This is a genomic window from Bifidobacterium sp. W8104, from assembly GCF_016100735.1.
Taxonomy (GTDB): Bacteria; Actinomycetota; Actinomycetes; order Actinomycetales; family Bifidobacteriaceae; genus Bombiscardovia; species Bombiscardovia choladohabitans.
On the sequence record NZ_JACFRW010000001.1, the window covers coordinates 1,697,159 to 1,710,735 of the forward strand.

Sequence of the window (13,577 nt, forward strand, 5' to 3'; positions counted from 1 at the left end):
TTCGGCAATTCGCCACTGAGGTTACGGGGGTGTTTCATGCGAAGGTCCCGGCGCCTCCCTGCTGGAAGATGCCGGGACCTTCAAAACATCAGCGCCCGCGCATGGCCTTGCGGCTGACGTGTATCTTGGTCGGATCGATGCCCTTGGGCATTCCCAGGGCGCTCTGCCGCTTTTGCAGGGTGACCAGCCGGTCGTTCAGGGTCTCCAGCTCGGTGGCGGTCAGCTTGATCTTCTTTTTGACCACGGTGCGCTGGAGCTTGTTCAGCGGAACCTGGTCGGGACCGTGGCCCACGCTGATCCGGTATATGGGTATGGCAGACCCGCGGGTGATGCGGCGGATTTTCTCCTCCTCGCGGTTCATGGCCTTGTTGACGCGGTTGTAATCGCCCTCGGCTATCAGGTAGACCCCGGTGCGACCGGTGCCCCTCCAGACGGCATCCTTGGTCTTGGCGTCGATCCAGACGGGTTCCTGGGGGAAGGAGAAGCCTGCCTTGGAGATGCTGCTCAGCACGGCGGCGGCAGCGCCTGGACGACCCTCCATCTTGGCGTAGCCGACCCGGTCGGAACGTCTGGTCAGGGTCATGGTGGCCAGGAGCAGGCCGACCATGATGCCCAGAAGCACGGTCAGAATCCAGGACAGCCAGCCGAAGTGGGCCAGCAGGCAGATCACCACCGCTATCAGTGTGGGTACCAGAATGGCCGCGGCCAGCAGCCAGGGAAGGGCTTTGTCCTCTGCGTAAGTGAATTGATAGATCTTGACGATCTGGCTGATCGTGCTGGTCTTCTTTTTTGCTTTTTTGCCCTTGGTGTCCTCTGTAGCCATGCCATCCTCACTCGGAAACGTTCACTGGTTGACCAGTCTACCGCATGCCTATCGCATGTTCAGGGGTCTGCCGTCAGCCTTGAGCAGGGCCTCTCCAATGGCTTCCGAGAAGGTGGGATGGGGGTGGATGAGCCCGGCCGCCCGGTGCAGGGGGATCTGGTTGCCAACCAGCTGCTGGGCCTCGGCGATGTTCTCGGAGGCCTGGGGGGATACCATCTCCAGACCGACAACCATCTGCTTCTCCATGTCGGTGGCCGGGCAGGCGGTGATCAGACTGAGGGTGCCCTGCATGCCGCTCATGCGCATGCGCGAGTTGGACATCATGGGGTAGATGGTCTCCTTGACCTGGTTCAGCGATGGATCGTCCTCGGCCTCCTGACGGCTGAAGCCCACAGCTGCGGCCTGGGGGGAGGAGAAGACCACGCGGGGGATGGTGGCCTCGTTGACCGGCTCGGGGTCCAGGCCGGAGGCGGCATCGGCCAGGGTGATGCCCTGCTGGAAGGCCCTGTGGGCCAGATGGTGACCCGGGGTGATGTCGCCCAGGGCCCAGACCCGGTCACGGCTGGTGCGCCCCTGGGAGTCGGTCAGGACCTGGCCATGGTCGTCCAGATCGATGCCCAGCTCCTTCATGTGCTCGGGATCGGTATTGGGGTCCCTGCCGATGGCCACCAGGACCAGATCAGTCTCGATCGTTCCCGCCTGGCCCTTGTCGTCCGTTGGCTGGTAGTCGACCTGAATGCCTCCATCAGCGGGTAGACGGTGTCCGCCCGAACAGCGGGCATGGGTAATGATTTGAATTCCCTGACGCTCCAACTCCCGGGTCAGAATCTGACCGGTCCGCCGACCCCAGTGGGAGAGCACTCGGTCCCGTCTGACCATCAGGGTCACCTGGCAACCGGCTTGATTCCAAATGGTGGCGAATTCCAGGGCCACAGCCCCTGATCCGATAATCAGAGCCCGGTGGGGGAAAGGCTTGAGGGTCAGGGCCCGGTCGGTGTCGATGACCAGATCATCGAAGGGGAGTTCTTCCAGGGCCCTGGCATGAGAACCGGTGGCCAGGATGGTGTCGCAGGTTGTCAGGCGGGTTCGATTGCTGTCATCGTCGGTCACCTCCACCAGGCCGTCACCGACGATGGTGCCGTGGCCGTGCACCACGGTGATGCCGCGTTGCTTCAGCAGGCTCGACAGGCCGCCGGTCATGGCGTCCACCATTCGGTCCTGATAATCCTGGAGCTTCTGGTAGTCGATGTCGGCCGACTCGATATTAATGCCCATGGCGGCCCCAAGGTCAGCCTGTTCGAGAACCTGGGTGGCGGTCAGCAGGGCCTTGGTGGGGATGCATCCGCGGTTCAGGCAGACGCCGCCGACCACAGGGTCCTGCTCGACCAGGGCTACGCGTCCGCCCAGCTCTGCCGTGCGCAGGGCCGTGGCATAGCCGCCCGGACCGGATCCGATGATGATGGTGTCGTACTGGCGGCTGTCGGCATCCCAGGGGTCAAGAGACTCTGTGCCGGGTTGGTTGATCGATTGCTGCATAGCAATCCATGCTAGCCGTAGAGGCTGGGAGAATGAAGACCATCAGCAGAATGTGGAGTGAATACGAAGAACGCCCGGAACCTCAAATGGAACCGGGCGGCGCGGCTAATCGATGGGTCGGTAAGTCAGGACAACCGGCTGTCATTTGGGCCAGTGCCCACGCTTGCTCTGGCTGGGCTTGGGGACCCGCCAGCGCCGGACCATCATGGCCCGTTGCCAGGCGTAGGAGGCCGAGCGGGAACCCTTGGCCACCGAGCGCTCGCCGAACTTGTCGATCAGCAGCCGCTTGAGCTTGCGCCACATCAGCCAGGTGTCGATCAGGGCCACGATCAGGTAGCCATAGAGAAGGATGGTCACCACCATGGTGAAGGTGGCATAATGCTGCGGACCCACGAACATACCCATCAGGGTGGCCACGAACATGAGGATGATGGCCGGGAAGATCCATTCCAGCAGGTTGAAGCGGGCATCCACATAGTCGCGGATGTAGATCCTCCAGGGCAGGCGCTCCGACTTGGGCATGTGGTCGATGTCGCCGGTCCTCATGGCCTCGTACTGGGCATCCTCACGGGCTCGGATCCTGGCCTTGGCGGCCTTGCGTGAGGCCTTGCGGTCCTTGGGGACCAGAGGGCGCAGGTTCCGGGCCTCGGCCTGCTTGCGCTTAGGGGTGGGGCGTCCCTTGCCTCGTGCCTCTTCAGTGGAGGCCTTCTGGTCCGCCTCCGCCTCTTTGTCCCGTCGATCCTTGCGTGAGAAGGGGTTCCATGTCATGCGAACAGGTTACGGTGACGCCTAGACTCGCAAGCATTGATACGCAAGCAATTATAGGAGGTAGCGATGGCGGGACTGGGCCTGGAGACGATCCGCACCCGTGTGCAGGACGATAGGAGCCGGATCGTCGATCTGCTCAAGGACAAGATCGCCCTGGCCTCGGTCTCGGCCAAGGGGATCACCGGGGATCACATGCGCCGCTCGGCCGACTATGTGGCCGGGCAGCTTAGACAGGTGGGCGTGGATGCCCGGGTGGTCCAGGCCACCAATCCTGACGGCACCCCGGGCGCCTTCGAGGTGATCGGATCCCGGCAGGTGGATCCCGATGCCCCGACTGTCCTTCTCTATGCCCATCACGATGTGCAGCCGGTGCCCGATTCCTCCCAGTGGTCCACTGATCCCTTTACCGGTGTCGAGAAGGATGGACGGCTCTACGGACGCGGATCGGCCGACGACGGCGGCGGCATCGCCATCCACTCGGGGGCCCTGCACGCCTTGGACAAGGACCTGCGCGTCAACGTCAAGGTCTTCATCGAGGGGGAGGAGGAGATGGGCTCGCGCAGCTTCATCCCCTTCCTCCAGGCTCATCGGGACGACTTCGCATCGGACCTGATCATCGTGGCCGACTCGGGCAACTGGTCGGCGGATACCCCAAGCCTGACCACCTCCCTACGAGGGAATGCTGACCTGGATGTCACGGTCACAGCCCTGGAGCACCCGGTCCATTCCGGGCAGTTCGGCGGGCCCATCCTGGATGCCAACACCCTGGCCGCCATGCTGATCGCCTCCATGTATGACGACCAGGGCCAGCTTGCCGTGCCCGGCCTGGAGGGCGGCCAACCCATCGGCGGCCTGCAGCGTGACCTGGACCAGGCCCAGCTGCGTGCCGATGCCGGGGTGGTGGACTCCTACCGGCTGGCCGGAACCGACTCCCTGGCCTCCCGGCTCTGGACCAAACCTGCGGCGGCGGTGATCGGCTTCGATGCCCACCCGGTGGAGGGGTCCTTCAACGTGCTGGCCGATAAGACCCGCTTCCGCATTTCCCTGCGCACCGCCCCCACCCAGCGGCCCGAGCAGGCCGCGCAGGCACTGGCCGATTTCCTGATTGCCCATGCCCCTCGTGGGGCCAGGGTGGAGGTCACGCCCGGCGACATGGGCATGGGATGGGCCATGGACGCCGGCAGTCCGGTGGTCCGGCAGGCCGAGGAGGCCATGCGGCAGGCCTTCGGACGCGACCCGGTCAACAAGGGCGAGGGCGGATCCATCCCCTTCATTCCCGAACTCAAGCGGCTCTTCCCCGAGGCCCAGGTCCTGGTGACCGGTCCCGAGGATCCCCAGTCCAATGCCCACAGTCCGAACGAGTCCATCTCCCTGCAGGGCCTGGTCGACAACATCATCACCGAGGCCCTCCTGCTGGATTCCCTTGACCATCGTATGTTCTAGGATGGCAGGTGACACGGGGGCCGTATGCCTGAGGGCGTGCGGCTGAGAGGAGGCTCAGCCTCAACCGGACGAACGTTTACCGGGCAATGCCGGCGCACGGATGTCACTGGACCCGTGCCTGAACGGGATGGCGCTCATAGGGAGCGCCCCGAGGAAAGGCACAAGATCATGACCGACGGTCATTTCATAAACAACACTGCTTCCGGATCAGAGCCGGAGTCCGGGGGGACTCCCTCCCAGGTCAGGACCCCCTCCCGACGGTGGAGGGTGGTGGACATCGCCGTCGCCTCGGTCATCGGGGTGGCTTCCGCCGTCATCTACTGGGTGGTCGCCATGGTGACCACCATTCCCTGGTCCTTCCTGGACGGGGTTGTGCCCGGTCTGGGAGGTATCCTCAACGGTCTCTACCTATTTGCCGGGCCCTTGGCCCTGGTCATCGTGCGCAAGCCGGGGGCCGCCGTCTATGCCGAGTTGGTCGCAGCCATCCTGGAGTCGCTGCTGGGCAGCCTCTGGGTGCCTGTGGAGACCATACTGATCGGTCTGCTTCAGGGCTTCATGGCCGAGCTGGTCTTCATACTGCTGCGTTACCGGCGCTGGAACATGTCCACGGTGGCACTGTCGGGCGCTGCCGCTGGATTCGGCTGCTGGCTGTATTCCTTCTGCACGCATCTGCAGGCCATCAACCTGACCGGTCCCTATGGGGTGATCTATCTGATAGCCACCCTGATTTCGGGTGCTCTGATCGCCGGAGTGCTGGTTTGGTACCTCTACAAGGCCATCGCCGCGACCGGGGCTCTGGACCGCTTCGCCTCCGGCCGCGATATTCGTACGGCCGGGAAGTAGAGGCCCGGGCGTGGACCAGAGCATCCAGGACAACCCCTACCGACCAGCGGCCTTGGAACTGCGCGGCTGGGGTTATCGGCATGCCTATCGGAACCACTTCGCCGTCAGGGATCTGTCCCTGAGCATTCCTGCAGGTCAGCGGGTGCTTCTGCTGGGAGCTTCCGGCATTGGCAAATCGACAATCCTTGAGGGTGTGGCCGGGTTGCTGGGCGATCATGCCCCGCAGAGCAGCCAGGACCAGGTAGAGGATGACGAGGGCGGGGTGACACAGGGCCAGGTCCTGATTGACGGCAATCCCGCTGTCTCCAGCCGGGGGCGTGTGGGCCTGGTCCTGCAGGATCCGGATGCTCAGGCCATCTTTCAACGGTTGGGTGACAATGTGGCCTTCGGGCCCGAGAACATGGGGCTGCCCCGCCAGGAGATTTGGCCACGGGTGCGGAAGGCCATGGCCGAGGTGGGTTTGGCTGACCTGCAACTGACCCGGTCCACCATGCACCTGAGCGGAGGGCAGATGCAGCGTCTGGCCCTGGCCGGTGCCCTGGCCATGCAGCCTGGGCTGCTCTTATTGGACGAGCCTACGGCCAACCTGGACCCGGTCGGCGTCGAGCAGATAGTCGATGCCGTCAGGAAGGTCCTGGACCGGCAAGGCTCCACCATGGTTCTGGTCGAGCACCGGGCAGGGCCTTGGATGGACATGATCGACCGGGTCATCGTGCTTGGGCTGGGCGAGGTTGAAGATGGCACCGGCGGTCCGGGTGCTGTGGCCTATCGCAAGACTGTGATCATGGCCGACGGCAGCCCCCAGGAGGTCTTCACTGATTCCGGGTTGGACCTGGCATCCCTGGGTGTCTGGGTTCCAGAAGCCTACAGGAGCGCCGGGGATTCGCTCCCTGAGCTTGGACGGGTCCAGGCCAGGTCAAGGCAATCCTGCTCCGGCCAGGATGATCATCCCGTCCTGCTGGCTGCTCAGGATCTGGCGGTGGGTCGTCAGGGCAAGGCAGTGGCCGAGCACATCAATCTGGAATTCAGGGCCGGTCAGGTCACCGCCCTGGTGGGGGCCAACGGGGCCGGCAAGTCCACTTTGGCCATGACCCTGGCTGGTCTGCTGGAGCCGGTGACCGGTTCGGTCCTTGCCCGGGATCGCCTGCTTCGGGGACCCCAGGGGCAGATGCCTGCGGAGTCCGAGCCCATCCGGTGGACCTCATCCCAGCTGGCCGCGCGCATCGCCTACGTCTTTCAGAATCCTGAGCATCAGTTCGCCCGGGGTACGGTCCTGGATGAGGTCAAACTGGCCCCTATCCGCACCGGCATGAGCGAGGAGCAGGCCCAGGTTCGCGCCCAGGAACTGTTGGGCCGCTTCAGGCTGAGGCAGTATGCCCGCGCCAACCCTTACACGCTCTCGGGCGGCGAAAAGAGGCGGCTCACCGTGGCCTCGGCTCTGGCTGCTGCACCCCAGGTGCTGATTCTTGACGAGCCCACCTTCGGCCAGGACAGGAACACCTGGGTCAGCATGGCCCGGCTGATTGCAGACCTGCGCGACCAGGGAGCCTGCATCATCCTGGTCACCCACGACCGGGAGCTGGTGCAGGCCCTGGATGCCCGCCTGGTGGAAATGACGCCTCCGGGAGCCCAGAAGACCGTCTGGCCTGCAGCCGGGTCAGATTTGCACACTCTTCAGAAGACCGTTGCCGCCAGGCTGACCGTCACACCAATGGACCAGCGGTACGAGCCGGTCAAGCCGGCCAGCCGGTCGCCATACATAGCCTCCATCAATCCGGCCTTCCGTCTGATCGGGGCCTTTCTGGCCGCGCTGCCCCTGCTGATCAGCTTGGACCCGGTCTCGGCCACGACGGCCCTGATCCTGGAGTTCCTGCTATTGGGCGCGGCAGGCTTCACGCCCCTGCGCGTGGTCAGATCCACCTGGCCCATCTTCCTGGGGGCGCCAGGTTCGGCCCTGGCGATCATCCTCTATGGCAAGAGCGGCGGCGCCACCTTCTGGCAGTGGGGAATGATCCACATCACCCAGCGCTCGCTGGATCTGGCCCTGGCCACTGCCTTGCGAATCCTGGCCATCGGGATCCCCGCCATCATCACCGTACTGGGAATAGACGCCACCGACCTGGCCGATGCCTTCAGCCAGGTGCTCCACCTGCCTGATCGCTTCGTCTACGGGGGGCTGGCCGGCATGCGGCTCTTTACAGTTCTCAAGGACGATTGGTCGGCCCTGACCGCCTCGCGCCGCAGTCGTGGACTGGGCGATGAGAACCGTTTCAAGGCCTTTATGCCACAGGCCTTCGCCCTGTTGGTCCTGTCCATCAGGCGTTCGACGACCTTGGCCACGGCCATGGAGGCCAGGGGCTTCGGCGGCAGCACACCGCGCACCCATGCCCGGGTCTCCCAGATCAGACCACGTGATGCGGGCTTCCTGCTCATATGCCTGGCCGTGCCCGCGATTTCCCTAACCGTGGCTGCGCTGACCGGCTCCATCGCCTTCTTCGGCAACTGACTGTCGGGGATTTCTGCAGCAGACTCCGGATATGGAGGGACCCCGGTCCTTTCCGCCTCCCGCAGAGAGGGGAAAGGACCGGGGTCCGCCTGTGGGTGGAAGCGCTGGTCTTTTACCTGGCCAGTGTGGTGTTGATGTTGCGCACCTCGTCAAAGCGCTTGGAGGCATCCTCCCAGTTGACGATGTGCCACCAGGCCTTGACGTAGCTGGCCCGGTCGTTCAGGTACTCCAGGTAGTAGGCGTGCTCCCAGAGGTCCAGCAGAACCAGCGGGAAGATGGTGACGGGCAGGTTGCCCTGGTGGTCGTACATCTGCAGGGTGACCAGGCGCTCGCCCAGGGTATCCCAGGCAAGGACGGCCCAGCCGGAGCCCTGGATGCCTGCGCACATGGACTCAAAGTAGGTCTGGAAGCCCTGGAAGGACCCGAACTGGTCCTCGATGGCGGCCTTGAGCTCGCCAGTGGGCTCCTGGCCGATGGCCGGGGCCATGTTCTTCCAGAAGATGGAGTGGTTCTTGTGCCCGGCCAGGTTGAAGGCCAGGTTCTTCTCCAGCAGGTTGGACTGAGCCACGTTGCCGGACTCGGCCGCGTCGTGGATCTGCTCCAGGGCCTTGTTGGCACCGTTCACATAAGCCTGATGGTGCTTGTCATGGTGCAGCTCCATGATCTTGCCGGACACGTACGGCTCCAGCGCCGAGTAGTCGTAGGGCAGATCGGGAAGTGTGTATACGGGCATATCGTCTCCTCACAATGATTCTGGCCAAGCCAGATGAGTGATGGTCGGTCTGCGCCATACCAACGACGGACGTGGTCGACCCGACCGGTTCTTTCACACTAGCCCCTTGTTCGCCAAGCACAAGGGGCGCAGACCTTTCTTTCAGTGAACTTTCCCACAGATGTAGATTCACCGAGGTGAAGCCGCAGGCTTCTGGACTGCGGGGCTCTCGACTGGCGGGGCTAGAGTGGTGCCCATGCCCTTTGATGACACCCTTCTTGACAATCCCCGTGCCCAACGCGTTCATCGCTTGGCTGAACTACAGGATCGGCGGGCCCGGCAGCGTCATGGCCGCTTCCTGATAGAGGGGCCGCAGAGCGTGCGCGAGGCGGTCCGCTGGCGTCCCGACCTGCTGACTGACCTTTATATTCAGGCGGATGAGTCCTCTCCTGCAGCCCAGGGAAGCCATCTGCGCCCGCTCAACGAGACTGTAGGCGCCATCATGGAGCAGGCTCGGGAGCTTCCTGACTGCTATGGGCACTTTGTCTCCGCCCGGGTCATGCGTGCCATCAGCGGCAATGCCCAGGGGATTCTGGCTCAGGCGCGCACGCACGGATTCCTGGCCCAGCCTACGGACCTTGACGATTCCCGGAGCCTGACGGGGGAGGGGTCCGACCTGGTGGCAGCCTTCTGGCAGATTCGTGATCCAGGCAACGCCGGAACCGTCATTCGCACCGCCGACGCTGCCGGTTGCAGGGCGGTCATCCTTGTGGACCAGTGCGTGGAACCCGCCAATCCCAAGGTCATTCGCTCCACAGCTGGATCGGCCTTTCATATACCCCTGATAACTATGGGCACCGAGGACTTCCTGGCCCTGTGCAGACGGCAGGGACGGATCATGGTGGCGGCCGATGTCTATGGCACGCCGGACAAACCGGTCCGCTCTCTGACTGAATGGATGGCGGGCGCTGCCTTGGCCAAGCCAGACTCGGCCGGTCAGCCCATGGCCCTGCTCTTCGGCAATGAGGCACGTGGACTGCCCAATGACCTGTTGCAGTCCATGGATCAGATCGTCCGCATACCCATATACGGGCGGGCTGAATCACTCAACTTGGCCACCTCGGCGGCGGTGCTGCTCTACGCCATGGCCATGTCGAGTCGTATTGAAAGAATGTGAAGGCGTCAACGACCGGGATTTCCGCTGATTCGCGGCCCGGACACGGCATTGGCAACAGTGGAAAGGTCCATGGTGGCACAGGAAGAATTCGACCCCGCGGCGATGACCGACGAGGTCAACGAGGGCATCGGCAGGATTCGCGAAGCCTCCGATCTGGAAGAACTCAAGGCGATCAAGGCCAAGTATGCAGGGACAGGTTCAGCCCTGGCCGGATCAGGCCGGATCATCGGACGGCTGCCAGCGGATCAGAAGAAGACCGCCGGGCGTCTGGCAGGCAAGCTCAAGGCTGATTTCGGCCGTGCCTACGGGCTCAAGGAGCGGCAGCTGCGCCAGGAGGAGGAGTCCCGCCGCCTGGCCGCCGAACAGGTGGATATGACCCTGCCGGTCAACCGCCGCCCCCAGGGCGCCCGCCACCCGTTGTCCAAACTCATGGAGGATGTGGAGGATTTCTTCGTCTCCATGGGTTGGAGCATCGCGCAGGGCCCCGAGCTGGAAGCCGAGTGGTACAACTTCGATGCCCTCAACTTCGGCCCTGACCATCCTGCCCGCCAGATGCAGGACACCTTCTACGTCAAGGGCAGTCAGGCCAGGGACGCCGCCGGCTTCGTCGGGTCCAACATGGTCATGCGCACCCATACCTCACCCGACCAGGCCCGTTCCCTGATAACCCGTGGTGTGCCGCTCTACGTGGCCTGCACGGGAAGGGTCTTCCGCACCGACGAGCTGGATGCCACCCACACCCCTGTATTCCACCAGTGCGAGGCCATCGCCGTCGATGAGCACCTGACCATGGCCGACCTCAAGGGCACCCTGGACAAGCTCGCCGTAGCCATGTTCGGTCCCGAGGCCCGGACCAGACTGCGGCCCTCATACTTCCCCTTCACCGAGCCCAGCGCCGAGATGGACCTCTGGTTCCCCGACAAGAAGGGCGGTCCCGGATGGATCGAATGGGGAGGCTGCGGCATGGTCAACCCCAACGTTCTGAGGTCGGCCGGCGTGGACCCGCAGCGGTACTCAGGCTTCGCCTTCGGCGTGGGCATGGAACGGACCCTGCTCCTGCGCCACGACATCAACGACATGCACGACCTGGTCGAGGGCGACGTGCGGTTCAGCCAGCAGTTCGAGATGGGGGAGTGACCGTCAGATGCCAATGGTAGATATCGACTGGCTCAAGGAGCATGTGCAGGTCCCCGAGGATCTGACCTATGAACAGCTGGCCAAGGACCTGGTCCGGGTCGGTCTGGAGGAAGAGGACATTCACCAGTCCACGGTGACCGGCCCCATCGTGGTCGGCTATGTGGTGGATGCCGAGCCTGAGCCTCAGAAGAACGGCAAGACCATCAACTGGTGCCATGTGGATGTGGGCGAGCAGTACAGCGCTGTGGACGACCAGGGCCGCAAGGTGCCCAGGGGCATCGTCTGCGGGGCCCCGAACATGGCTGCGGGCGAGAAGGTGGTGGTGACCCTGCCGGGGGCCGTCCTGCCTGGTGACTTCCGCATCGAACCGCGCAAGACCTATGGCCACATCTCGGACGGCATGTGCGCCTCCGAGCGTGAGCTGGGGCTGGGTTCGGACCATCAGGGCATCATCCTGCTGCGCAACTACGGATTCACCCCCGAGCAGTACGAGCAGCTCAAACCGGGGGACGATGCCATGGCCCTGTTGCATATGAACAGGCCCGTCCTTGAAATCAACATCACCCCCGACCGTGGTTACGCCTTCTCCTACCGAGGGGTTGCCCGCGAATACCACCACTCCACGGGCGCCGAGTACACGGATCCGGTGATTGAGCTGAACAAGACGGTGCCGGTCTCGGCAGCTCAGGAGGATCAGGCTCCGCTGGCCGTGCGCGTTCAGGATGAGAACCCTATTCACGGTCAGCCAGGTTGTGATCGGTACTACCTGCGTGCCTTGACCGGGTGCGACCCCAAGGCCGCCACTCCCAGCTGGATGCGTCGTCGGCTGGTTCGGGCCGGCATGCGCTCCATCAGCCTGCCGGTGGACATAACCAACTACGTCATGTTGGACCTGGGTCAGCCCCTGCACGCCTATGATCTGGACAAGCTCAGCGGGCCCATCGTCGTCCGCAGGGCCAGGCAGGGCGAGCACCTGACCACCCTTGACGGCAAGGATCGCGAGCTCAGCACCGAAGATCTGCTCATCACCGACTCACCCGAGGGACAAGAGGGCTCCCGCATCCTGGGTCTGGCCGGGGTCATGGGCGGTCTGTATGGGGAGGTGACCGATCAGACGAAGAACATCCTGATCGAGTCCGCCCACTTCGACCAGGTGACCATCGCCCGGACCGCCCGTCGCCACAAGCTGCCCTCGGAGGCCTCCAAGCGTTTTGAGCGCGGGGTCGACCCGCAGATGCAGCCGGCCGCCGCGGCCATGGCCGCCGACCTGCTGCATCGCCTTGCCGGTGGTAAGGACCTGGATGCCCCGCTGGATATGGACCAGACCAAGCCCATGCCGGTCATCGACTTCGCGGTCAGCGAGGTGGCACGTCTGACCGGACTGGAGGTGGAGCCCCAGCGCATCGTGGCCATCCTGCGTGACATCGGCTGCACGGTCCAGGGTGATCCTCAGGACCGGCTGTCGGTGACCCCGCCAACCTGGAGGCCCGACCTGGGCGAGGGTTGCGACCTGGTCGAGGAGGTGGCCCGCCTGGTGGGCTATGACCGCATCCCCGTCACCGTGCCATCACCCAAGGTGTCCGGTGCGGTTGGTCTGACCGATCGCCAGCAGCGTCGCCGTTGGGTGGCTGACACCCTGGCCGAGTATGGGCTGACCGAGGTCCTGGACTACCCGTTCGTCGGTGACAATGATTTCAAGGCCTTCGGCATGGATCCTGACGAGGTCCATGTCAACAGCGTGGAGCTGGCCAACCCCATGGCCGCTGACAGGCCCTACCTGCGGCAGAGCCTGCTGCTGCCGCTGGCCAACACCGTGGAGCGCAACCTGCGACGTGGCAACACGGATGTGCGCCTCTTCGAGATCGGCTATGTCTTCCGTCGCGATCCCAAGGCTCCTGCGGTACCCACCCTTCCGGGCGGCGTGCGGCCCAGTGATGAGGATCTGGCCCGCCTGGACCAGGGTCTGCCGGAGCAGCGGCTGCATGTGGCGGCCTTGCTGACCGGCCGCGCCCAGGAGGACGGCTGGCTCAAGGACAGCAGGGATGTGGACTGGACCGATGCAGTCGAATCGTCTCGTCGGGTCCTGGACAGGCTGGGTGCACGCTATCGGTTGGAGCAGCCCTCGGCCGAGCAGGTGCCCGATCAGTGGCATCCGGGCCGTACCGCCAGACTGCTCCTCGATGATGGCACGCTTGCCGGTATGGTGGGCGAGCTGCATCCCCGGGTTGATCAGGCTCTGGGCCTTCCTGCCCATTCGGCCGCCTTCGAGCTGAGTCTGGACACGGTGCTGGACCACCTGGACTACACGCCCCTGCAGGCCAAGCCGGTCTCGACCTTCCCGCCGGTCCGCCAGGATCTGGCTTTCACCGTGCCGGACACGGTCTCGGCAGCGGACCTGACTTCCGCCATCAGAGAAGCGGCTGGGTCTAGTCTTGAATCCATCGAGCTGTTCGACGTTTTCACTGGCGATCAGATCGGTGAGCATGCAAAATCGCTGGCCTTCGCAGTCACTTTCCGCGCCCCGGACCGTACATTGACGTCCGAGGACAGCGAATTCCTGCGCCAGGCCATCGTTGACAAGACTGCGGGTCTGGGTGCCGTATTGCGCGCCTGACCGGGCATCAAGGGGACC

General features: G+C 64.2%; 9 protein-coding genes and 3 pseudogenes. 8 read left to right on the top strand and 4 right to left on the bottom strand.

What is annotated here, in order from left to right:
• Window positions 1-88: 88 nt before the first annotated feature.
• The 3 genes from H3U89_RS06695 to H3U89_RS06705 form a co-directional block, all read right to left on the bottom strand.
• The gene (locus H3U89_RS06695) at window positions 89-823 is read right to left on the bottom strand and encodes a DUF4191 domain-containing protein (RefSeq protein WP_198180000.1); all 735 of its coding nucleotides are present in this window, start codon (window positions 821-823) and stop codon (window positions 89-91) included.
• A 48-nt stretch (window positions 824-871) separates the two neighbouring features.
• Window positions 872-2,359, bottom strand: a complete 1,488-nt coding sequence (locus tag H3U89_RS06700) for a dihydrolipoyl dehydrogenase family protein (protein WP_198179998.1) — start codon at window positions 2,357-2,359, stop codon at window positions 872-874.
• A gap of 141 nt (window positions 2,360-2,500) precedes the next feature.
• A complete protein-coding gene (locus H3U89_RS06705; RefSeq protein WP_198177517.1) occupies window positions 2,501-3,127 on the bottom strand; it encodes a DUF3043 domain-containing protein in 627 nt (208 codons plus the stop codon).
• A 66-nt stretch (window positions 3,128-3,193) separates the two neighbouring features.
• Between H3U89_RS06705 and H3U89_RS06710 the strand changes: the two genes are divergently transcribed.
• The 5 genes and pseudogenes from H3U89_RS06710 to H3U89_RS08570 form a co-directional block, all read left to right on the top strand.
• Window positions 3,194-4,570 carry a dipeptidase gene (locus H3U89_RS06710; protein WP_198179996.1) on the top strand — a complete coding sequence of 459 codons (1,377 nt, stop codon included), beginning with the start codon at window positions 3,194-3,196 and terminating at the stop codon, window positions 4,568-4,570.
• A gap of 168 nt (window positions 4,571-4,738) precedes the next feature.
• Window positions 4,739-5,413 (top strand): ECF transporter S component, encoded by a 675-nt coding sequence (locus H3U89_RS06715; RefSeq protein WP_198179994.1) that lies wholly within the window; start codon window positions 4,739-4,741, stop codon window positions 5,411-5,413.
• Between the two features lie 10 nt (window positions 5,414-5,423).
• A pseudogene (locus tag H3U89_RS08560) lies at window positions 5,424-5,984 on the top strand (energy-coupling factor ABC transporter ATP-binding protein); the annotation flags it as partial.
• A 213-nt stretch (window positions 5,985-6,197) separates the two neighbouring features.
• A pseudogene (locus tag H3U89_RS08565) lies at window positions 6,198-6,881 on the top strand (energy-coupling factor ABC transporter ATP-binding protein); the annotation flags it as partial.
• A 309-nt stretch (window positions 6,882-7,190) separates the two neighbouring features.
• Window positions 7,191-7,919 (top strand): annotated as a pseudogene (locus H3U89_RS08570) (energy-coupling factor transporter transmembrane component T family protein); the annotation flags it as partial.
• Between the two features lie 112 nt (window positions 7,920-8,031).
• Here H3U89_RS08570 and H3U89_RS06725 read toward each other — a convergent pair.
• Complete coding sequence (locus H3U89_RS06725; RefSeq protein ID WP_015022073.1) at window positions 8,032-8,652, bottom strand: superoxide dismutase; 621 nt, start codon at window positions 8,650-8,652, stop codon at window positions 8,032-8,034.
• 235 nt (window positions 8,653-8,887) lie between these two features.
• On the opposite strand from H3U89_RS06725, the gene H3U89_RS06730 reads away from it, so the two are divergent.
• The 3 genes from H3U89_RS06730 to pheT all read left to right on the top strand — a co-directional run bounded on the left by H3U89_RS06730 (window position 8,888) and on the right by pheT (window position 13,559).
• Window positions 8,888-9,808 (top strand): TrmH family RNA methyltransferase, encoded by a 921-nt coding sequence (locus H3U89_RS06730; protein WP_198179984.1) that lies wholly within the window; start codon window positions 8,888-8,890, stop codon window positions 9,806-9,808.
• 69 nt (window positions 9,809-9,877) lie between these two features.
• On the top strand, window positions 9,878-10,945 hold the full coding sequence (gene pheS, locus H3U89_RS06735) for a phenylalanine--tRNA ligase subunit alpha (protein WP_045935521.1): 1,068 nt from the start codon (window positions 9,878-9,880) through the stop codon (window positions 10,943-10,945).
• Between the two features lie 7 nt (window positions 10,946-10,952).
• Window positions 10,953-13,559, top strand: coding sequence for a phenylalanine--tRNA ligase subunit beta (pheT, locus tag H3U89_RS06740; RefSeq protein ID WP_198179982.1), 2,607 nt, complete (start codon window positions 10,953-10,955; stop codon window positions 13,557-13,559).
• Window positions 13,560-13,577 lie beyond the last annotated feature (18 nt).